The organism is Citrobacter sp. MGH100 (assembly GCF_001034465.1).
Taxonomy (GTDB): Bacteria; Pseudomonadota; Gammaproteobacteria; order Enterobacterales; family Enterobacteriaceae; genus Citrobacter; species Citrobacter youngae.
On the sequence record NZ_KQ089804.1, the window covers coordinates 123,119 to 142,540 of the forward strand.

The 19,422-nt window shown below is 49.2% G+C and carries 24 protein-coding genes; 19 read left to right on the forward strand and 5 right to left on the reverse strand.

Features of this window, described 5'->3' with window-relative positions:
* Nucleotides 1-5 precede the first annotated feature (5 nt).
* The 4 genes from SK32_RS22635 (at nt 6) to SK32_RS22650 (ending at nt 2,806) form a co-directional block, all read left to right on the forward strand.
* Nucleotides 6-845, forward strand: a complete 840-nt coding sequence (locus SK32_RS22635; protein WP_044702272.1) for a beta/alpha barrel domain-containing protein — start codon at nt 6-8, stop codon at nt 843-845.
* A 17-nt stretch (nt 846-862) separates the two neighbouring features.
* Complete coding sequence (locus SK32_RS22640) at nt 863-1,726, forward strand: Cof-type HAD-IIB family hydrolase (RefSeq protein WP_048213949.1); 864 nt, start codon at nt 863-865, stop codon at nt 1,724-1,726.
* Nucleotides 1,713-2,471: a DeoR/GlpR family DNA-binding transcription regulator gene (locus tag SK32_RS22645; RefSeq protein WP_005132777.1), complete on the forward strand. Its 759-nt coding sequence runs from the start codon at nt 1,713-1,715 to the stop codon at nt 2,469-2,471. Before SK32_RS22640 ends, SK32_RS22645 begins: the two co-directional genes overlap by 14 nt.
* 62 nt (nt 2,472-2,533) lie before the next feature.
* Nucleotides 2,534-2,806 (forward strand): YjbD family protein, encoded by a 273-nt coding sequence (locus SK32_RS22650; RefSeq protein WP_003031655.1) that lies wholly within the window; start codon nt 2,534-2,536, stop codon nt 2,804-2,806.
* Here SK32_RS22650 and rluF read toward each other — a convergent pair.
* A complete protein-coding gene (gene rluF, locus SK32_RS22655) occupies nt 2,803-3,684 on the reverse strand; it encodes a 23S rRNA pseudouridine(2604) synthase RluF (RefSeq protein ID WP_032948298.1) in 882 nt (293 codons plus the stop codon). The two genes, SK32_RS22650 and rluF, sit on opposite strands and share 4 nt — an antisense overlap.
* 469 nt (nt 3,685-4,153) lie before the next feature.
* Here rluF and SK32_RS22660 point away from each other — a divergent pair, with 469 nt between their 5' ends.
* From SK32_RS22660 to SK32_RS22695, 8 genes are all read left to right on the forward strand, one after another.
* Entirely contained in the window at nt 4,154-5,107 is a 954-nt protein-coding gene (locus SK32_RS22660) for a sugar-binding transcriptional regulator (protein WP_048213950.1), read from the forward strand.
* Between the two features lie 70 nt (nt 5,108-5,177).
* Nucleotides 5,178-5,984: an SDR family oxidoreductase gene (locus SK32_RS22665; protein ID WP_048213951.1), complete on the forward strand. Its 807-nt coding sequence runs from the start codon at nt 5,178-5,180 to the stop codon at nt 5,982-5,984.
* Nucleotides 5,985-5,993: 9 nt separating this feature from the next.
* Nucleotides 5,994-6,401: a mannose/fructose/sorbose PTS transporter subunit IIA gene (locus SK32_RS22670; RefSeq protein ID WP_003031647.1), complete on the forward strand. Its 408-nt coding sequence runs from the start codon at nt 5,994-5,996 to the stop codon at nt 6,399-6,401.
* Complete coding sequence (locus SK32_RS22675) at nt 6,401-6,895, forward strand: PTS sugar transporter subunit IIB (RefSeq protein WP_048213952.1); 495 nt, start codon at nt 6,401-6,403, stop codon at nt 6,893-6,895. Before SK32_RS22670 ends, SK32_RS22675 begins: the two co-directional genes overlap by 1 nt.
* 65 nt (nt 6,896-6,960) lie before the next feature.
* The gene (locus SK32_RS22680; protein ID WP_044715019.1) at nt 6,961-7,758 is read left to right on the forward strand and encodes a PTS mannose/fructose/sorbose transporter subunit IIC; all 798 of its coding nucleotides are present in this window, start codon (nt 6,961-6,963) and stop codon (nt 7,756-7,758) included.
* 11 nt (nt 7,759-7,769) lie between these two features.
* Nucleotides 7,770-8,594, forward strand: coding sequence for a PTS system mannose/fructose/sorbose family transporter subunit IID (locus SK32_RS22685; RefSeq protein WP_003031641.1), 825 nt, complete (start codon nt 7,770-7,772; stop codon nt 8,592-8,594).
* A gap of 68 nt (nt 8,595-8,662) precedes the next feature.
* Nucleotides 8,663-9,886, forward strand: coding sequence for an L-sorbose 1-phosphate reductase (gene sorE / locus SK32_RS22690; RefSeq protein ID WP_048213953.1), 1,224 nt, complete (start codon nt 8,663-8,665; stop codon nt 9,884-9,886).
* A gap of 1 nt (nt 9,887) precedes the next feature.
* The gene (locus tag SK32_RS22695) at nt 9,888-10,700 is read left to right on the forward strand and encodes a shikimate 5-dehydrogenase (protein WP_048213954.1); all 813 of its coding nucleotides are present in this window, start codon (nt 9,888-9,890) and stop codon (nt 10,698-10,700) included.
* Between the two features lie 47 nt (nt 10,701-10,747).
* Here the strand turns inward: SK32_RS22695 and SK32_RS22700 are convergent, their stop codons facing one another.
* Nucleotides 10,748-11,041: a type II toxin-antitoxin system CcdA family antitoxin gene (locus tag SK32_RS22700; RefSeq protein WP_048213955.1), complete on the reverse strand. Its 294-nt coding sequence runs from the start codon at nt 11,039-11,041 to the stop codon at nt 10,748-10,750.
* A 95-nt stretch (nt 11,042-11,136) separates the two neighbouring features.
* Nucleotides 11,137-11,502 (reverse strand): hypothetical protein, encoded by a 366-nt coding sequence (locus SK32_RS22705; RefSeq protein WP_048213956.1) that lies wholly within the window; start codon nt 11,500-11,502, stop codon nt 11,137-11,139.
* Between the two features lie 131 nt (nt 11,503-11,633).
* On the opposite strand from SK32_RS22705, the gene SK32_RS26330 reads away from it, so the two are divergent.
* Nucleotides 11,634-11,807, forward strand: coding sequence for a hypothetical protein (locus SK32_RS26330; protein WP_032938222.1), 174 nt, complete (start codon nt 11,634-11,636; stop codon nt 11,805-11,807).
* Nucleotides 11,808-11,877: 70 nt separating this feature from the next.
* Nucleotides 11,878-12,039 (forward strand): phage protein, encoded by a 162-nt coding sequence (locus tag SK32_RS26155; protein ID WP_003841416.1) that lies wholly within the window; start codon nt 11,878-11,880, stop codon nt 12,037-12,039.
* Nucleotides 12,040-12,127: 88 nt separating this feature from the next.
* Here the strand turns inward: SK32_RS26155 and SK32_RS22720 are convergent, their stop codons facing one another.
* Nucleotides 12,128-13,069 (reverse strand): LysR family transcriptional regulator, encoded by a 942-nt coding sequence (locus SK32_RS22720; protein ID WP_048213957.1) that lies wholly within the window; start codon nt 13,067-13,069, stop codon nt 12,128-12,130.
* A gap of 137 nt (nt 13,070-13,206) precedes the next feature.
* Here SK32_RS22720 and SK32_RS22725 point away from each other — a divergent pair, with 137 nt between their 5' ends.
* The 5 genes from SK32_RS22725 to pepE all read left to right on the forward strand — a co-directional run bounded on the left by SK32_RS22725 (nt 13,207) and on the right by pepE (nt 17,717).
* A complete protein-coding gene (locus tag SK32_RS22725; RefSeq protein WP_048213958.1) occupies nt 13,207-14,637 on the forward strand; it encodes an aspartate ammonia-lyase in 1,431 nt (476 codons plus the stop codon).
* A gap of 101 nt (nt 14,638-14,738) precedes the next feature.
* On the forward strand, nt 14,739-16,037 hold the full coding sequence (locus SK32_RS22730; protein ID WP_048213959.1) for an anaerobic C4-dicarboxylate transporter: 1,299 nt from the start codon (nt 14,739-14,741) through the stop codon (nt 16,035-16,037).
* A 302-nt stretch (nt 16,038-16,339) separates the two neighbouring features.
* Complete coding sequence (locus SK32_RS22735) at nt 16,340-16,657, forward strand: type II toxin-antitoxin system RelE/ParE family toxin (RefSeq protein WP_048213960.1); 318 nt, start codon at nt 16,340-16,342, stop codon at nt 16,655-16,657.
* The gene (locus SK32_RS22740) at nt 16,650-16,928 is read left to right on the forward strand and encodes an addiction module antidote protein (RefSeq protein ID WP_048213961.1); all 279 of its coding nucleotides are present in this window, start codon (nt 16,650-16,652) and stop codon (nt 16,926-16,928) included. The genes SK32_RS22735 and SK32_RS22740 overlap by 8 nt, the downstream gene beginning before the upstream one ends.
* Before the next feature lie 99 nt (nt 16,929-17,027).
* Nucleotides 17,028-17,717 (forward strand): dipeptidase PepE, encoded by a 690-nt coding sequence (gene pepE, locus SK32_RS22745; protein WP_032942056.1) that lies wholly within the window; start codon nt 17,028-17,030, stop codon nt 17,715-17,717.
* A 61-nt stretch (nt 17,718-17,778) separates the two neighbouring features.
* Here the strand turns inward: pepE and SK32_RS22750 are convergent, their stop codons facing one another.
* On the reverse strand, nt 17,779-19,410 hold the full coding sequence (locus SK32_RS22750) for a Na/Pi cotransporter family protein (RefSeq protein WP_048213962.1): 1,632 nt from the start codon (nt 19,408-19,410) through the stop codon (nt 17,779-17,781).
* Between the last annotated feature and the right edge of the window lie 12 nt (nt 19,411-19,422).

Here is a 19,422-nt window from a genome sequence, read left to right on the forward strand (position 1 = left end):
ACACCATGTTTAAAGGCGATATGAATAAAAAACGCGCCAAAGCGTTACAGAAAGTGAAAGATGCCATTGCGCTCCACGGCGGACAAACCATCCTCAGTACGGGGATCACTGGCGACGATGCGCGTCTGGCGAAAGCGGTGTGTGAGGCAGGCGTTAAGCTGCTGGAACCAAACCACCCGGCACTGGCGCTGGCGCGTGGACACAAAGGCGTGAGCAATATGCATGCAGCAGAGCAGATCCGCCATGAAATCACCAACGGGCAAATGGCTGAAGCGGTACACGGCGTGCGTAACGTGGTTCCTGACGATATTTTCATTACCGTGGGTATTGCGGGAGGTTTTACCGAAACCTTGCCCGTGCCGCTCAGTGACACTGAGATTCTGGAGATTGCCCGTGCCGGAGCCGATGGTTTGCACACGCATAAATCCGACTGGGACGATCTGCAGGATATCGTTAATCTCGCCCATCAATATGGTCTGACCGTTGACGCCTATATTGGTCACCCGGACGATCTGCATACTTTCGGTATTCCTGCGCGTACGCCGGAAGAGGTTTCCAGCGTGGCGAAGCGGATGCAGGAAATTGGCGTCGATATGATCGGCCTGATGACCGGTATGAGCTATGAAGGCGTAGCAGCAGGCGACATTCCACAGGCCATTAAAGAAAGGCTGCGAGCGCTGGTTGGCGCGGTTGATGTACCAACGCTGGCAGAAGGCGGTATTAACCTCGCCAACGCCAAAGCGTTTAAAGATACCGGGGTCAATATTCTGGTCGTAGGTACGGCAATCGACAATATGGTCTGCAACGCCGCCAAAGAGGCCGTCACACCGTTTATTGCTCAGTAAACTCAGAGGAAAGAGAAATGTTGCTGGTGACCGATCTGGATGGAACGTTACTGACATCGCAGAAAACAATCAGCCCGCGCACGCGTCAGGCGCTGATTGAGTTCCGCCAGCGTGGCGGTCTGCTGGCAGCCTGTTCCGCCAGGCCGGTCTCCTCTATGGTGCGCCTGTTACAACAGCAACAGGTAGATAAATTGTTTGCCTGGTGCGCCGGTTTTAATGGCGGGCAAATTCTGGAGATGACGTCGCAGCATATTATTCATACTGCGACACTCTCTTGCATGGATCTCCGGGAGATTGACCGATCTATTTCTCTTTCCTGCTACCCCCATCATTTTTTTAGCGCCGATGCTATTTATCATCGTGATGACCGACTCGTAGCACCATGGACGACTTATGAGGCCAACTTATTTGAGCTACCCTTTATTTCGGCAACGCCTGAATATATTTTTAATCAGCATGACATTTATAAGATCACATTGGTGGCAGAACAATCAAAAATAAATTCATTATGTACGGCAATGAATAATGAATTACCCTGTGGTTATATGGCGACAATCACCGGGGGGAATTATATTGACATCCAACGTACTGAAATAAACAAAGGCTATGCTATAAACATGTTAAGGCAACAGCTAAATATAGCGACCGAACAGGTTACGGCGATTGGCGATCAGCAGAACGATATCAGTATGTTTACCGCTGCGAACATCGGTATCGCCATGGGCAATGCGCCTGATGCAGTAAAACAACACGCCAGCTATGTGACGGCCTCTAATGATGATGAAGGTATTGTCTGTGCGCTGGAGTGGTTGCGTTGCTTTGCGCATCCAGTTACCATGCGCCAAAGCACGACATTGGCGGAAAATAATGAACCCGATTAAAAGAAGAAAACATATTCTTGATGAATTAAATAAGTTCGGTGAAGTCACAGTCATCAAATTATCGGAAACGCTAAAAGTTACATCAGAGACCATTCGCCGTGACCTCTCGATACTGGAGTCCGAAGGACAAATTACCAAAATCCATGGCGGGGCTGTCAAAAAACAGGTCGTTCAGGAAGATGAGTTCGGCGCGCGGATTGATATACACCGTGATGAAAAAATGGCAATTGGTAAAATTGCCGCCACGATGGTTAGCGAACGCGATACGCTGTTTATTGACTCCTGTACGACTAACTTAATTCTTGCTGAACTATTACCCCCACTCGCTTATTCTGTTATTACCAACTCAGCGTTAATTGCGGATAAAATTAAAGAGCATAATCTTCAGGCCCGCGTTTACGTCTTAGGCGGTGAATATGACTACCATTTTCGCGCCAATCTCGGTGTCTCGGTTTGTCAGCAAATTAACGCCATTCACGCCGATATCTGCTTCATTGGCGCAGGTGGAATTTCGCCTCAGCATGGAGTGCTGGTAAAAAGTTTTGATGAGGCGTACGTGGCGAAGTCCATGATTGCCATGAGCAAAAAAGCGGTAATTCTCGCCGACCATACCAAATTTGGTCAGGATGGGGTGATGTGTATCGCCACGTTAAAAGAAATCGATAGCATCATCACGGATAAAGGATTCAAAACAACGGGTTATACCCAGCAGGACTTTGGCGGGAAATTGCGTATTGCCTATTGAGCGCTATCAGCCTGACCAGGATTACCGTACACTGAGAATATCGGCTAACAGAGGGCACCCGTATGGCACTCCCCCGCATTACCCAAAAAGAGATGACCGAGCGCGAACAGCGTGAACTGAAAACGCTGCTTGACCGCGCGCGCATTGCACATGGTCGCCTGCTGACCAACGCTGAGACCAACAGCATCAAGAAAGAGTACATCGATAAACTGATGGCCTTGCGCGAAGCAGAAGCTAAAAAAGCCCGCCAGTTGAAGAAAAAGCAGGCTTATAAACCGGATTCAGAGGCGTCATTTTCCTGGTCGGCGAATACGCCAACGCGCGGCAGACGTTAACGTCCTTTCTTCTTACGCCCCGGCGAGGTAAAACGCTTCCCGTTTGCCGCCGGGCGCGATTTCTCTTTCTCCGCCGATTTTTCGATTTTCACTACCGGGCGCTTGATGCCTGCGGTGGCGGCTTTTGGCTTCGCTTTCGCCTTCGGTTTAGCTTCTGATGATGAATTCTCAATCAGCTTGAACAGATCGATCAGTTCGTCATCCGTCAGGTCACGCCATTCACCCAGCGGCAGGCCGGACAAACTCACGTTCATGATGCGTGTGCGCTCAAGCTTCGTCACTTCATAACCAAAGTGCTCACACATACGGCGGATCTGGCGGTTCAGCCCCTGAATCAGCGTGATGCGAAACACAAACGGCGCTTCTTTCTTGACCTTACATTTCTTGGTAACGGTGCCGAGGATTGGCACACCGGCTCCCATCCCACGAATAAAGTCGTCGGTTACGGGCTTATCGACCGTCACCAGATACTCTTTTTCGTGATCGTTACCAGCGCGCAGGATTTTATTCACCAGGTCGCCGTGGTTAGTCAGAAAGATCAGTCCCTGGGAATCTTTGTCCAGACGACCGATGGGGAACACGCGCTTGCTGTGATTCACGAAATCAACAATGTTGTCGCGTTCGCTGTCTTCGGTGGTGCTGACAATTCCTACCGGCTTGTTCAGCGCGATAAAAACCAGATCCTCCGCTTCACGCGGCTCAATCAACCGACCATTCACTTTTACGACGTCGCCAGGCATCACCTGATCGCCAATGGTGGCGCGTTTACCATTCAGGAAGACATTCCCTTGTTCGATAAAGCGATCCGCCTCGCGACGCGAGCAGATTCCGCTTTCACTGATGTATTTATTTAATCGGATGGATGAGTCGGGCAGCATAATTTCTCCTGTATACACTTCATCCTTCAAGCCGTCTCTGCGTTGGCTGCCCTCACTCACCCTGGTCACATAGTTATCTATGCTCCCAGGAATTCGTTCCCTTGCCGCCTTGATACAACTTGAATGCTTTTGTGTATTAAAAGCGAAATATACCCTACCTTGCGGACGATAAAAAATAATCGTGTTCGACTGCCCACGCGCTATTTGTGATCCGTCACACCTTTTGACACAAAAGTGTCAGCGATCCATCCCTGCAATTTTGTTGGGTGAAAACAAGCAGAATCAATACATTAGAGAGATAAGCACATCTGTGCCAACAACACGCCATCACCACATCAAATGTGCAACACAATCGGTCATTACAGGGCGCTGAAATAAGTGAAAATAGCTTTGAGATGGAGAACAGTTGGGGTTATATCAGATCAAGAAGACAATTTCGTGATTTGCACAAATGTGCAGGAGTCCAAAAATGGCGACGGAAAACAGCGATGATATCCGCCTGATCGTAAAGATAGCGCAGCTGTATTACGAACAGGATATGACACAAGCGCAAATCGCCCGCGAGCTGGGTATTTACCGCACCACCATCAGCCGTTTGCTAAAACGTGGACGCGAGCAGGGTATCGTCACCATCGCCATTAATTACGACTACAACGAAAATCTGTGGCTGGAACAGCAGCTAAAACAGAAATTTGGCCTGAAAGAGGCGGTGGTGGTCTCATGCGACAGCGAACAGGAAGACGAACAACTCGCGATGATGGGTGTGCACGGCGCACAGTTGCTGGAACGCTTACTGGAACCCGGCGACATTATTGGGTTCTCATGGGGCCGCGCGGTGCGGGGACTTGTTGAAGGATTATCCCCTGCCAGTCAGTCACGTCAGCTGATCTGCGTGCCGATTATTGGCGGGCCATCCGGCAAGCTTGAAAGCCGCTACCACGTTAATACGCTGACCTACGGCGCAGCGGCAAAGCTCAAGGGGGAATCGCATCTGGCCGATTTCCCGGCGCTGCTGGAGAACCCGCTCATTCGCAATGGCATTATGCAGTCCCAACATTTCAAATCGATTTCTGCTTATTGGGATAATCTGGACATCGCGCTGGTCGGGATTGGATCTCCGGCAATACGTGATGGCGCCAACTGGCACGCCTTTTACGGCAGCGAAGAGAGCGATGACCTGCATGCCCGTCAGGTAGCCGGAGACATTTGCTCGCGCTTTTACGATATCAACGGCGTGACGGTAGAAACCAATATGAGTGAAAAAACACTTTCCATTGAAACCAATAAATTAAAGCAGGCGCGCTACTCAATTGGCATTGCAATGGGTGAAGAGAAATACAGTGGAATTTTGGGCGCATTGCGTGGAAATTATATTAACGGTTTAGTGACTAACAGCCATACCGCTGAATTATTGTTGAAGTAAATATATTCGAATGGGTCCTGACATAATTAATTTTATGTGGGCTCCCCTTATCTGAAACTGGGAGTTAATTATGCAAACGTGGTTAAATCTGCAGGACAAAGTCATTATTGTTACCGGCGGCGCGTCCGGAATTGGGCTGGCGATTGTTGAAGAGTTATTAGCGCAGGGCGCGAATGTGCAAATGGCGGATATTCACGGTGGTGACGGTAAGTATGAAGGCCATAGTGGATATCATTTCTGGCCGACAGATATTTCCAGTGCCAAAGAAGTTAATCATACCGTTACCGAAATTATCCACCGCCATGGGCGTATTGATGGTTTGGTGAATAACGCAGGCGTTAATTTTCCGCGGCTGCTGGTCGATGAAAAAGCACCCGCCGGGCAATATGAACTCAACGAAGCCGCTTTTGAAAAAATGGTGAATATCAACCAGAAAGGTGTGTTCTTAATGTCGCAAGCCGTAGCACGCCAAATGGTAAAACAGCGTAACGGCGTGATTGTGAATGTCTCTTCAGAAAGCGGACTGGAAGGCTCAGAAGGCCAAAGTTGCTATGCCGCCACCAAGGCCGCACTGAATAGCTTCACCCGTTCCTGGTCAAAAGAGCTGGGAAAACACGGGATTCGTGTGGTTGGCATTGCGCCTGGCATTCTGGAAAAAACCGGTCTGCGCACTCCCGAGTATGAAGAAGCGCTGGCCTGGACCCGCAACATCACCGTCGAACAGCTGCGCGAGGGCTACACCAGGAACGCGATCCCAATTGGTCGCTCAGGGCGCTTAAGCGAAGTCGCTGATTTTGTTTGTTATCTGCTGTCAGAACGCGCCAGTTATATTACCGGAGTAACCACTAACATTGCGGGCGGTAAAACGCGCGGCTAAGGAGGTTTTATGGTCAATGCAATCTTCTGTGCTCACGGCAAACTGGCCTGCGCCATGCTGGAATCGGTACAGATGGTCTACGGTGATGCCAACGTTGAAGCCGTGGCATTTGTCCCCGGAGAGAACGCCAGCGACATCGTGGAAAAGTTGAAAAAGTTAGTAAGTATTCACACCGGAGATGAATGGCTGATTGCCGTCGATTTGCAGTGTGGCAGTCCCTGGAATGCCGCCGCGACGCTGGCGATGCACAATCCGGCGATACGGGTCATCAGCGGGTTATCACTGCCGTTGGCGCTGGAGCTGGTAGACAACCAAAGCAGTATGAATGTGGATGAACTGTGTGAACACCTGACGACCATTGCTCAACAAACCTGTGTCGTCTGGAAACATCTGGAAACGGCCGAAGAGGATTTCTGATGAACATTACCCTTGCTCGTATTGATGACCGCCTGATCCACGGTCAGGTCACCACCGTCTGGTCGAAGGTGGCGAATGCACAACGGATTATTATCTGTAATGACGACGTTTATAACGATGAAGTACGTCGCACATTATTGCGTCAGGCCGCCCCGCCGGGAATGAAAGTGAACGTCGTTAATATCGAAAAGGCGGTCGCGGTTTACCATAATCCGCAATATCAGAACGAAACCGTTTTTTATCTTTTTACTCGTCCGCAAGATGCATTAGCAATGGTAAAACAAGGGGTAAAAATCGCCACGTTAAATATTGGCGGCATGGCCTGGCGACCCGGTAAAAAACAATTAACCAAAGCGGTCTCATTAGATGATGACGATATTCATGCTTTTCATGAATTAGCTAAATTAGGCGTTACGCTTGATCTACGCGTCGTCGCATCAGACCCATCAGTTAATATCCTTGAAAAAATAAAAGAACAATCGCTCGCTGAATAAATAAAAACGCCTGTGTATTTATGCTGTAACAGGCAGGGATGATCACATTCACAAGGTGACATATTATGGAAATAAGTACCCTACAGATTATAGCCATATTTCTATTTTCCTGTATTGCCGGAATGGGCAGCGTGCTGGATGAGTTCCAGACCCACCGTCCGCTAATTGCTTGTACCGTTATCGGCCTGATCCTCGGTGATTTAAAAACCGGGATTATGCTCGGCGGCACGCTGGAGTTAATCGCTCTGGGCTGGATGAACGTTGGCGCTGCACAGTCTCCCGATTCGGCACTCGCCAGTATTATCTCCGCCATTCTGGTGATTGTCGGGCAACAGAGTATCGCCACCGGGATCGCCATCGCTCTGCCAGTGGCGGCGGCAGGCCAGGTACTGACGGTATTCGCCCGTACCATCACCGTGGTGTTCCAGCACGCTGCGGATAAAGCAGCCGAAGACGCCCGCTTTCGTACCATCGACATGCTGCACGTTTCCGCTCTCGGTGTACAGGCGCTGCGCGTTGCCATTCCTGCATTAATCGTCTCACTGTTTGTTAGCGCCGATATGGTCAGCAATATGCTCAACGCCATCCCGGAATTCGTCACCCGCGGATTGCAGATTGCCGGAGGATTTATCGTAGTCGTCGGTTACGCCATGGTACTGCGCATGATGGGCGTGAAGTACCTGATGCCCTTCTTCTTCCTCGGATTTATCGCCGGGGGTTACCTCGATTTAAGTCTGCTGGCCTTTGGCGGCGTGGGCGTGATTATCGCGCTGGTCTACATCCAGCTGAACCCACAGTGGCGTAAGACTGAACCGCAGGCGCAAGCCCCCTCTTCTCAAGCTCTTGATCAGCTTGAAGACTAACGGAGCCCATCATGGAACAGAAAAAACTGACCAAATCCGACCTGTTTAGCATGTTTGTTCGCTCCAACCTGCAACAGGCGTCATTCAACTTCGAACGCATTCATGGGCTGGGCTTTTGCTACGACATGATCCCCGCCATCAAGCGCTTGTATCCACTAAAAGAGGATCAGGTTGCCGCACTCAAACGCCACCTGGTGTTCTTCAATACCACCCCTGCCGTTTGCGGCCCAGTGATTGGCGTCACCGCCGCAATGGAGGAAGCACGCGCCAACGGTGCGGAAATTGACGATGGCGCAATCAACGGCATCAAAGTCGGCCTGATGGGTCCGCTGGCAGGCGTCGGCGATCCGCTGGTATGGGGAACGCTGCGCCCGATTACCGCCGCGCTCGGCGCATCGCTGGCGCTATCCGGTAACATTCTCGGCCCGCTATTGTTCTTCTTTATTTTCAATGCAGTACGTCTGGCAATGAAGTGGTACGGCTTACAGCTTGGCTTTCGTAAAGGGGTCAACATCGTCAGCGACATGGGCGGCAACCTGCTGCAGAAACTGACCGAAGGCGCATCGATTCTCGGCCTGTTTGTGATGGGAGTATTGGTCACCAAATGGACCAGCATCAACGTGCCGCTGGTGGTATCGCAAACGCCTGGCGCAGACGGCACCACCGTCACCATGACCGTGCAGAACATTCTCGACCAACTCTGCCCCGGCCTGCTGGCGTTGGGTCTGACGCTGCTGATGGTGCGTCTGCTCAACAAGAAAATTAATCCGGTATGGCTAATCTTCGCCCTGTTTGCGCTGGGAATTATCGGTAACGCACTGGGCTTCCTGTCCTGATTTTTTCGCTCCGGCAATGCCGGGGCAACTTCAACAAATAGTCCTCGAAAGAGGAAGAGGTGGTAACAATGCAAACAACAACAGCTTTACGTCTTTATGGTAAACGCGATCTGCGCCTGGAAACCTTCGACCTTCCTGAAATGCAGGACGATGAAATTCTGGCCTCAGTCGTAACCGACAGCCTGTGCCTTTCTTCCTGGAAAGAGGCTAACCAGGGCGAGAACCACAAAAAGGTGCCGGACGATGTGGCCACCAACCCGATCATCATCGGTCATGAGTTTTGCGGCGACATTATTGCCGTAGGCAAAAAATGGCAGCATAAGTTTCAACCCGGCCAGCGCTATGTCATTCAGGCTAACCTGCAACTGCCGGATCGCCCGGACTGCCCGGGATACTCCTTCCCGTGGGTGGGCGGTGAAGCCACCCACGTCGTTATTCCCAATGAGGTGATGGAGCAGGACTGCCTGCTGGCCTACGAAGGCGAAACCTATTTTGAAGGTTCGCTGGTTGAGCCGCTGTCCTGCGTGATTGGCGCATTCAACGCCAACTATCACCTGCAGGAAGGCTCTTATAACCATAAGATGGGCATTCGTCCGCAGGGACGTACACTGATACTCGGCGGCACCGGGCCGATGGGACTACTGGCGATCGACTATGCACTGCATGGCCCGGTTAACCCGGCGCTGCTGGTGGTAACCGACACCAATAACGACAAGTTGAGCTACGCCCGCAAGCACTATCCATCAGAACCACAAACGTTGATCCATTATCTCCATGCCCAGGATGCGAGTTATGACACCTTAATGGCGCTGAGCGGCGGGCACGGGTTTGATGACATCTTTGTGTTTGTGCCCAACGAACAGCTGGTTACGCTGGCCTCTTCCCTGCTGGCTGCCGATGGTTGCATGAACTTCTTTGCTGGTCCGCAGGATAAGCAATTTAGCGCGCCGATTAACTTCTACGACGTACACTACGCCTTCACCCATTATGTTGGGACGTCTGGCGGCAATACCGACGACATGCGCACGGCGGTTAAACTTATCGAAGAGAAGAAGGTTCAGGCGGCAAAAGTGGTGACGCACATTCTGGGGCTGAATGCGGCAGGTGAAACCACGCTGGAACTGCCAACAGTCGGCGGCGGGAAAAAACTGGTTTACACCGGCAAAGCCTTACCATTAACCGCGCTCACCCAGATTGATGATCCAGCCTTGCGCGATATCCTGGAGCGTCATCAGGGGGTCTGGTCGCAGGAAGCCGAACAGTACATATTGTCTCACGCCGAGGAAATTTAACATGATTAACCGCGACACCCAGTTGTGCATGTCGCTTGCCGGTCGCCCTGGCAACTTTGGCACTCGCTTTCACAACTATCTGTATGAAAAATTAGGTTTAAATTTTATCTACAAAGCCTTTACCACGCAGGATATTGAGGCCGCAGTGAAAGGTGTTCGCGCACTCGGAATTCGCGGCTGTGCGGTCTCTATGCCGTTCAAAGAGAGCTGCATGCTGTTTCTGGATGCCATCGATCCTTCCGCAAGCGTCATTGATTCCGTCAACACCATCGTCAATGACAACGGTACGCTGACAGGATTTAACACCGACTACATTGCGGTAAAAAGCCTGATTACCAGCCACCAGCTCGATAACAGCGCACGCGTCATGATCCGCGGCAGCGGTGGAATGGGTAAAGCGGTGATTGCCGCCTTTCGCGATGCGGGGTTTACGGATGTAATCATTGCCGCGCGCAATCGCGAGAGCGGCCCGGCGCTGGCAAAACAGTACGGTTTCCAGTGGCAGCACCAGTCGGAAGGGATTACCTGCGATATTCTGGTCAACGTGACGCCCGTCGGCATGGCTGGCGGTAAAGAGAGCGATGAACTGGCCTACAGCGAAGCGATGGTCGCTGCCGCCAGCGTAGTGTTTGACGTCGTCGCCCTGCCGCCGGAAACACCGGTGATTAAGCTGTCACAGCAGTTGGGTAAAAAGACCATCAGCGGTGCAGAGGTGATTGCCTTACAGGCCGTAGAGCAGTTCGCCATGTATACCGGCGTACGCCCGGATGACGCATTGATTGCCGAAGCGGCAGAATTTGCGCGGGCGGGTTAAAGAAGCAGGAACAGAGCGCCAGGGATGGGCGCTCTGATAACCATTAATCAAAATGTCCTTTGAAAATCACTGAACGAACCGTTTTCTTCCACCCATTGATTTAATGCTGCTATCGATTTTTTATTTTCCCGCAGCCATTCTTCACGTTTGTTCTCACGAAATTTTTCGATTAGGGCTTCGGTTAAAACCGCTGACAGATTGATTTTAAGCTTGCGCGCCTCTTCCAGTATCTCTGGAGCCAGAGAGACATTGACTGATTTTTTTACCTTAGACACAGTGCGCATGATAACCCCCATAGCAGTACGCATGACACACCTAAGGTGTGCGTAATAAGCGAGCATTTCCTGTTCCCGGCCAGCAAATCATCATGTCACACTAAGATGGTTGCACAGGTCTGTCACGCCCCGAAGAAGAAGTCTGCGAGGCGCTTTCCAGATTAGTTTAGGGAGTCGCTGACAAACAGTTGCTGATCAGCTTTCGCTTCCAACTGCGCCAGCGCGGGAATCAACTGGCTGATGTTTACCAGACTGTGTCCTAACTGGCATATGCTTTCATATGCAAAATGTTCCTGACCTTCACCCGCCATGGTCAGCAGGCTTTCGCCCATAAAATTCAGCGTCTGGTACAACTCTGCCAGCGCCTCTTCACAGCCAAACGATAGCGCCAGATTTTCTTCGGTGGTGAGATGGCGACAATCAAGATGGCGGAACGCCTCGGCGAGTGGAAAATAAAGCAGGTCAGCTTGCGGTATGAGAGAAGAAGACGCAAAACAGGCGTTAGTGGTACTATTAGCATCAGCCATAGCATTACCTCGTATAATGTTGTGGTTAGAAGCTCGGTATGTGTTCGCGCACTGCCGGGCTTCGTTGTTTCTGTAAGACAATTGACTTACACTTGTCTTACGATCATCAATGTAAATCAGGTGTCAGACACATGTCAACGGTAGAATTCAAAAAGAAAGGTAACAAACAAATCGCGTTACGTGTCGAGCCGGAACTGGAAGCAGGGATCCAGAAAGCGCTTTCAATGGATGGTGACGCGTCAATATCCGCATGGATTAAGCGAATTATTAGGAAAGAACTGAAGCAGAAAGGGATTGAAGTATAGAAGTTGGTATTTCTGGCTTGTAAGAGTAGTGTGTCATCACACATCTCGTATAATCAAGGTGCCAACACACATGAACGAAAGAAGAGGCAATCCCCCGTTTCAATTCCGTCTGGATCCGGAACTACGAAAAGCGATGGAAGAAGCACAACGGCAGGATGGCGATGAATCGTTGGCAGCCTGGATTAAACGTGTGATTAGAAAAGAGCTGAAGCAGAAAGGGATCGAAGTCTAGCGATCAGAATTATGTATCGTTTTCTGAAGGTCTGCTTAGAGCGAGGAGCGGACATTGGATTTGAGATCTGTTATGTTCGTGTGCATATCTATGATGGCAAATTATCATCCAAATCCAGTTGGTTGTAAAACTCCTGCTCCAGTTTCGTTTCCAATATCGAACGAATCTCAAACGCCATATTTTTATAAAAAACTGAGAACTCATCATTCTTGCACAGCAGAACAATTTTACGACGCTCTTTACGCTTTTTGATCTGGATAATCTTCAGCAAGTTAGAAAAAGCAGGAATAGTAGTAATGAACAACGGTGTCGTTAACGTCCACCCGTAACCACAGGATATTAGTTTCAATATTTCATCAGCATTGTCCATTTCAAACTGAATGGTAGGGGAAAAATTTTGCCATTTCAGCCAGTTAAGTGTCTGGATTCCCGTTGGCGTATTTTGGGTATAAGCAATGTAGTTCCGCTGTTTACATAATTCTTCCAGCTCTGTTTCCGGCCATGCTTTGGGGCAAATACATAGAAACTCTTCCTCAATCAAAGGGTACATTCTAACATTGGGTGGCATTTCAGTATACAGCATGGTTACAGCAAGATTAATATTCCCATTATTAAGTTCCTGGAGTAATCCGGATGCTGTGCCAGTCACCTGAAAAATATGCTTCACCTGTGGTTGCAGGAATTTCAGGATATCCAGGCCAACGGTTTTACTAATTGAATCCACAAACCCAATTTTCAGATTTGAAATATGTCCGTCGCTTATTGCATTGATACGTTCTTGTAGGTGGATACCGTTATCAATAATTTTTTTTCCTAATGGGTAGAGTGCTTGTCCGGCTATCGTCATCTGGATTGGTCGCTGTGAACGGTTGACTAGAGCAGTATTTAATCCTAGCTCCAGGTTTGCAACCTGCTGCGAAATTGATGACTGAGTCACATTCAGTTTCCTTGCTGCGGCTGTAAATGATCCTGTGTCTATCACGGCTAAAAATGCCTGCAATTGCTTAAAATCAAAGTTAATATCCTTCATTTTCGCCCCTTAGTATTGCATTTTTTAATAGTATCTATTTAACTTTTAAATGGTATTTTTTCTTTGAGCTACTTCAAACTATCTGTTACATCGCTAAATTAATGTATAGGCAACCTTAATACACAAGAGAAACAGATATGCGTGAAGAAAAAGATCTATTAGGAACTTTAATGCTGCCAGATGAGGCCTACTATGGTATTCAAACACAACGTGCGGTGCTGAATTTCTCCGTGTCAGGAAAAACAGCTGGAGAAATTCCACACTTTTTATGGTCTATCGCCTCAATCAAGCAAGCGGCAGCAGAGGCTAACAGACAAATTGGTGCGCTGGATGAACAGAAAGCGTCAGCCATCGTTACTGCGTTGAAAGAGGTAATGGCCGGCGATTTTGATGCCCATTTTCCTATTGATATTTTTCAGGGGGGAGGCGGCACTTCAACCAATATGAACATGAATGAAGTAGTCGCAAACCGGGCCAATGAGCTAATCACTGGCAAACGCGGATATGATGAGATTCACCCAAATACCCACGTTAACATGGGGCAGTCAACGAATGACGTCATCCCTGCGGCGATGAAAATGACCAGCCGTATGAATATAAATCAATTGTTAATTCAATTAGAAGAACTTGAAGCGGTGTTGTCAGAAAAAAGTTTTCTGTTTTCTGACAAGGTGAAGTTAGGGAGAACCTGCTTACAAGATGCAGTGCCGATGACGTTTGGCCAGCAGTTTGGCGCTTATCGCACGCAGGTCAGCAAACTTAGAGCAAAAATGGCTGAAGTAAGCGAAGAAGCATTGTTTTTACCATTGGGCGCGACAGCTATAGGCACAGGCCTGTCCACTCACGAAGGATATATCCCGGCAGTTTATCAGTGGCTGGAAATCATTACTGGGGATAAATACACGCCAGAATCGGATTTCTTTGACGGTCTTCAGCACGGTGATTTTTATATTGAATTTTCCGCACAGCTAAAAAAAATAGCTGCGTTTCTCTCCAAAATGGCTACCGATTTTCGTATACAAGGTTCAGGACCAAGAGCGGGGTTTAATGAAATTATTGTCCCTGCTGTCCAACCGGGCTCTTCAATTATGCCGGGAAAAATTAATCCTGTAATACCTGAATTGATAAATCAAATTGCGTATCAGGTGATTGGCAATGACGTAACTGTGACGATGGCTGTGGAGGGCGGTGAGCTTGATCTGAACGTGTGGGAACCTGTGTTGTTGAAAGTTCTCTTTGAATCCTGCTCATTATTAAGTAAAGGGATACCGTTATTTATTGATAAGTGCCTGAAGGATATTGCGATCAACGAAAAAGTGAGCGCCCGTTATGCAGAGGAAAGTACAGCGCTTGCGACTATCATCTCCACATTATTTGGCTATCAGGTAGGATCTAGAATCGCCAAAGCTGCATTTCAGCAGCAGACCAGTGTAAAGCAGGTCGTGTTAGCAGAAAATCTGTTAACACCAGAACAGGCAGATTACTTGCTTGATCCAATGAATATGACTGACCCACAAAAAAGTACAGCAGTGATTAAGCGGTATCAAAGAGAAATGAATATTTTGTAGTAACCCGATTTAATAAATGATTAGTTTTGACTTGAGGTAATGAATGTAAAAATTCATTACCTTGGCATCCACTTTGCGTGAAATAAAAACAGGATAATTATATGGTAATGTTTCATGTCATTTTATTGCTGGGGACTATCATGGTTGCCGCCCGTTGGGGGGGAATTGGAGTAGGGTTTGCTGGCGGGGTTGGATTAGCAATTTCAGTTTTTATTTTTGATGTTCCGGTGGGGACTCCGCCTGTAGACGTCATGCTCATTATTCTGTCCACCATTGTAGCGCTCTCTGCAATGCAACAGGCTGGCGGAATGGATTATTTAGTAACTCTGACAGAGAAATTATTACGCAATAATCCAGGTTACCTTAATATTCTTGCGCCAACAGTGACCTTTTTCCTGACGGTACTTTCCGGTACGGGATATACCGCTATGTCAGTCATGAATGTGATTCAGGAAGTTGCAAAAGATAACGGTATTAGGCCCAGCCAACCATTAAGTTCTGCTGTTGTTGCTTCGCAGTTAGGAATTACAGCCTCACCAATCTCTGCAGCTACAGCAATTATGTATGGTACTGTTGAGGTAATGGGAGTCAGTTTTGGTGATGCTATGTTGATTGTTTTTCCCACAGCTTTTTTTGCTATGCTGGTTGCGGCTTTTATCGCCAGCAGACAAGGTGAAAATTTGGCTGATGACCCCGTTTGTAAAAAAGTTATGCAAGAAAATAAAATTATTATAAATAAACATATCAACAACGAAGTTCCCGCAAGGGCTAAATTTTCGGTAGTCATTTTTTTGGTTGGTGTTATATTTGTGGTTTGTATGTTGCTGTTTAAATCGGTTATTGGGCATGTAATTAATTCTCGTGATCTAATAATCATCACGATGTTTGTTGTTTCTACGTTAATTGTTTTTATCTGTAAGCTTGATATGAAAGAACTGAAGAATACACCTATATTTAAATCTGGTGCTGAATCACTGGTTGTGGTGCTAGGTATTGTGTGGTTAAGCAGTACGCTTATTGGCGCACATATCGATGAGATAAAAATACAAGCCAGTGATATGTTACGTATGTATCCGGGACTACTGGCGGTAGTTTTTTTCTGTACCAGCGCAATGTTATTCAGTCAAGGCGCAACATGTGCTTTATTGATGCCTATTGCCGCCTCTATTGGTATTAGCGCTGATGCCATTTTAGCCAGTTTCGTCGCTGTTAGTGCACTTTATCTCACTAACATTTACCCAACAACTGCATTTGCAATTGCAACTGATGATACTGGCTCATTTTTAAGTAAACGGTGGAATGGTTCTAAGATAATTAATCATCCATTCTTTTTACCGGGCTGTATCTCTATATTAGTTGCAGTTCCAATCGGTTTTGCCCTAGCAAAAATTATTCTTTAATTGATATGATTACCAATCAGATATAGGAAATAGTAAGATGCAATCCAAAACATTTTATCATTTACAGATTAACAGTGATTCATAGCTTAATAGCTATCAAAAACAACGTCCGCTCCTGGCACAAAGCCGACTATCCCCTGTTATCGTTTCTCGTATCAACCACAGCATCCTGAAAAATTACGCATTACTGCGAGGCGCTTTCCTGTTTACGCCCACCAGCATTTCCTCTTACCTCCCAGTTTTTTATTCTCTACTTTCAACTTGTCAATTCACAATATAGTTTATAAAATACATGGAACGTAATCATGGAAATTCTTCAGACCACGGTTTTCCAACGCTGGGAACAGAATCTGCGAGATCGCAGGGCCAAAACGCTCATTGCCGCACGACTTTTTCGACTGGCGAATGGTTTAGCTGGCGATGTTAAACCTGTAGGTGAAGGTATCAGCGAAATGCGCATTTCTTACGGTCCTGGTTACAGGATTTACTTTAAACAGCATGGCTGCCGCATCATCATTTTGCTATGTGGTGGCGATAAAAGCTCACAAGCCAACGATATCACCCTTGCAAAAGTGCTCGCCCGTTCACTGGATTATCAGGAGACCTTCCGCCATGAATAAGCTTACTCAGTACGATCCCGCTGCTGCGCTAGTTGATGATGAAGAAATTGCTGTATTTATGGCGGATGCCCTCGAAACAGGCGATGCAACGTACATTGCAAAAGCATTGGGCGTGGTGGCACGCGCTAAGGGAATGGCGAGCATCGCGGCAGAAACGGGGTTATCCCGCGAACAACTCTATCGCTCGTTTAGTGAGAAAGGAAACCCGACGCTGAAAACCACGCTGGCGGTGATGAAGGCGCTCGGTATTGGATTGACACTTAGAAAATAGTCCCAGCACTTCCAACATCGTGAGCCATATCAGTAAGGCATCAGGCTGATAGTGGTAGCATTAGCGCGGTTGGTAATTTTCTGATTACATGGAGAAATGATGGAACTGCTTTTATTGAGTAACTCGACGCTGCCGGGCAAAGGCTGGATGGAACATGCGCTGCCGCTGATCGCAGAGCAACTGAATGGTCGCCGCACGGCGGTGTTTATTCCGTTCGCTGGCGTGACGCAAACCTGGGATGAGTACACGGCGAAAACGGCAGCCATCTTTGCGCCAATGGGCGTTAACGTTACCGGTATTCATACCGTTGCCGATCCAATTGCAGCCATTGAAAACGCCGAGCTGGTGATTGTCGGCGGCGGGAATACCTTCCAGTTGCTGAAAGAGAGTCGTGAGCGCGGGTTGCTGGCGCCGATCGTGGATGTCGTCAAACGCGGTGCGCTGTACATCGGCTGGAGCGCGGGTTCCAACCTTGCCTGCCAGACCATCCGCACTACCAACGACATGCCGATTGTCGATCCCAAAGGTTTTGATGCGCTGGGTCTGTTCCCGCTGCAGATTAACCCACATTTCACCAACGCGCTGCCGGAAGGCCACAAAGGCGAAACGCGTGAACAGCGTATCCGCGAACTGCTGGTTGTGGCACCGGAGCTGACGGTGATTGGCTTGCCGGAAGGTAACTGGATTAAAGTGAGTAACGGTCAATCTGTGCTCGGCGGCCCAAACACCACGTATATCTTTAAAGCGGGTGAAGAGGCGGTTGCCGTTGAAGCAGGCCACTGCTTTTAGTTGATTTATTGTCTGATGCCGGATGCGGCTTCGCCTTATCCGGCCTACCGCTTCACTTCACTCAATAATCATCCCGCTCATCGTCTTCATCCGGCTGTTCCAGCACGCTGTAAGCCACAGAGCAAAACAGTGAGTTCAGACGCTGCATATCGCCCAACAGCGCCAGGTGCAGGGAACTGGTCTCGATGCTTTGCACGTTCTGCTGATGCAAACGGTCAACGTGCGCGTGCGAATAACGACGGTTGAGAATACGGAAGCGGTGCTTGCTGCGGCGCAGACGGCGGGCGCTGGTCACATCACCTGAGAAGAACACCGACATCGCCAGCTGCAGATTGCTGAGCAGCTGATCGTAAAGCGCATCCAGCTCTTTCAGCCCTTCTACCGAGAATGCCCGACGGGCGGCCAGCGACTTATCGGCTATCTCACTGCCCATACGTTCGACAATATCGGAAGCCTGTTCGAGGTTGAGCGACATTTCGATAATCTCCGCCCAACGGCGTGACTCCTCTTCCGCCAGTTCATCCTTTGGCATCCGCGCCAGATAGAGCTTAATCGCCGTGTACAGCACGTTGATGTCATCCGCCATCCTGCGCAACTCTTTCTCTTCGCGCGGCTCGCCGTGCATCACCTTCTTCAACCCGTCCATCATCTGCTCCATCGCATCGCCAATACGCAGCGCTTCGCGGGCGGCATTAGCGAGAGCAAGCGTCGGCGTATCCAGCGCACTGACGTCCAGATGTTTGGGCTTCAGATGTGCATCCAGCTCCGGTTCATCGCGGATGATGCGCTTACAAAAACGCGCCATCGGTTCAGCGAACGGCACCATCGCCACGCAGCGCACCAGGTTGTAGAAGACGTGGAAGTAGATAACCAGTTCAGATTTCGGCAGCGGCAGTTCATCCATCAGATTGGCCAGCGGATGAACAAACGGCAGAATAATCAGGCTGCCCACCAGCTTAAACAGCAGACTGCCTAGCGCCACACGACGGGCAGCAGCATTCGCAGCACTGTTATTCAACATCGCCAACAGACCAGAGCCGAGGTTGGCGCCAATCACCAGACACAACGCTACCGGGAACGAGATAATGCCCGCCGCGGTCAGCGTAGCCGTCAGCAGTACCGCCGCCAGGCTGGAGTAACTGATAATCGCAAACATGGCGCCAATCAGCGCATCCAGCATGATATCGCCGGTGAGCGAGGCGAAAATAACCTGTACGCCATTAGCCTGAGTGATCGGCGTTACTGCCTGCACAATCAGCTCCAGCGCCAGTAAAATCAGCCCCAGTCCAATACCAACCCGCCCCAGTTGCCCCACGCGGGACTGCTTACGACCGAGAAAGAAGATCACGCCGATAAAAATCAGCAGTGGCGACAGCCAGGAGAGATCGAAAGTCAGGATACGCGCCATCAGCGCGGTCCCCACGTCGGCGCCCAGGACAATCACCAGCGCAGGGGTGAGCGCCACGAGATCCTGCGCGACAAACGACGTCACCAGCATGGTGGTAGCGTTACTGCTTTGCACCAGAGCAGTAACGCCGATCCCCGCGCAAAAGGCGAGCGGCTTCTTTTCAACACTACGGCTGAGCACAGTGCGTAAACGGGCACCAAAGACACGCATCACGCCGGTACGCACAATATGCGTACCCCAGACCAGCATAGAAACAGCAGAAAGCAGGTGTAACAGAGTTAACACGGAATCAGGTAC

Bases quoted from the DNA above. Each gene is read 5' to 3' on its own strand.
- SK32_RS22700 (WP_048213955.1), bottom strand. From the start codon at position 11,041: ATGCTCGCTTATTACGCACACCTTAGGTGTGTCATGCGTACTGCTATG.
- SK32_RS22635 (WP_044702272.1), top strand. From the start codon at position 6: ATGTTTAAAGGCGATATGAATAAAAAACGCGCCAAAGCGTTACAGAAA.
- SK32_RS22645 (WP_005132777.1), top strand. From the start codon at position 1,713: ATGAACCCGATTAAAAGAAGAAAACATATTCTTGATGAATTAAATAAG.
- SK32_RS22640 (WP_048213949.1), top strand. From the start codon at position 863: ATGTTGCTGGTGACCGATCTGGATGGAACGTTACTGACATCGCAGAAA.
- SK32_RS22670 (WP_003031647.1), top strand. From the start codon at position 5,994: ATGGTCAATGCAATCTTCTGTGCTCACGGCAAACTGGCCTGCGCCATG.
- SK32_RS22720 (WP_048213957.1), bottom strand. From the start codon at position 13,069: ATGAAGGATATTAACTTTGATTTTAAGCAATTGCAGGCATTTTTAGCC.
- SK32_RS22650 (WP_003031655.1), top strand. From the start codon at position 2,534: ATGGCACTCCCCCGCATTACCCAAAAAGAGATGACCGAGCGCGAACAG.
- sorE (WP_048213953.1), top strand. From the start codon at position 8,663: ATGCAAACAACAACAGCTTTACGTCTTTATGGTAAACGCGATCTGCGC.
- SK32_RS22680 (WP_044715019.1), top strand. From the start codon at position 6,961: ATGGAAATAAGTACCCTACAGATTATAGCCATATTTCTATTTTCCTGT.
- SK32_RS22695 (WP_048213954.1), top strand. From the start codon at position 9,888: ATGATTAACCGCGACACCCAGTTGTGCATGTCGCTTGCCGGTCGCCCT.
- rluF (WP_032948298.1), bottom strand. From the start codon at position 3,684: ATGCTGCCCGACTCATCCATCCGATTAAATAAATACATCAGTGAAAGC.
- SK32_RS22705 (WP_048213956.1), bottom strand. From the start codon at position 11,502: ATGGCTGATGCTAATAGTACCACTAACGCCTGTTTTGCGTCTTCTTCT.
- SK32_RS22685 (WP_003031641.1), top strand. From the start codon at position 7,770: ATGGAACAGAAAAAACTGACCAAATCCGACCTGTTTAGCATGTTTGTT.
- SK32_RS22740 (WP_048213961.1), top strand. From the start codon at position 16,650: ATGAATAAGCTTACTCAGTACGATCCCGCTGCTGCGCTAGTTGATGAT.
- SK32_RS22660 (WP_048213950.1), top strand. From the start codon at position 4,154: ATGGCGACGGAAAACAGCGATGATATCCGCCTGATCGTAAAGATAGCG.
- pepE (WP_032942056.1), top strand. From the start codon at position 17,028: ATGGAACTGCTTTTATTGAGTAACTCGACGCTGCCGGGCAAAGGCTGG.
- SK32_RS26330 (WP_032938222.1), top strand. From the start codon at position 11,634: ATGTCAACGGTAGAATTCAAAAAGAAAGGTAACAAACAAATCGCGTTA.
- SK32_RS22730 (WP_048213959.1), top strand. From the start codon at position 14,739: ATGGTAATGTTTCATGTCATTTTATTGCTGGGGACTATCATGGTTGCC.
- SK32_RS26155 (WP_003841416.1), top strand. From the start codon at position 11,878: ATGAACGAAAGAAGAGGCAATCCCCCGTTTCAATTCCGTCTGGATCCG.
- SK32_RS22665 (WP_048213951.1), top strand. From the start codon at position 5,178: ATGCAAACGTGGTTAAATCTGCAGGACAAAGTCATTATTGTTACCGGC.
- SK32_RS22725 (WP_048213958.1), top strand. From the start codon at position 13,207: ATGCGTGAAGAAAAAGATCTATTAGGAACTTTAATGCTGCCAGATGAG.
- SK32_RS22675 (WP_048213952.1), top strand. From the start codon at position 6,401: ATGAACATTACCCTTGCTCGTATTGATGACCGCCTGATCCACGGTCAG.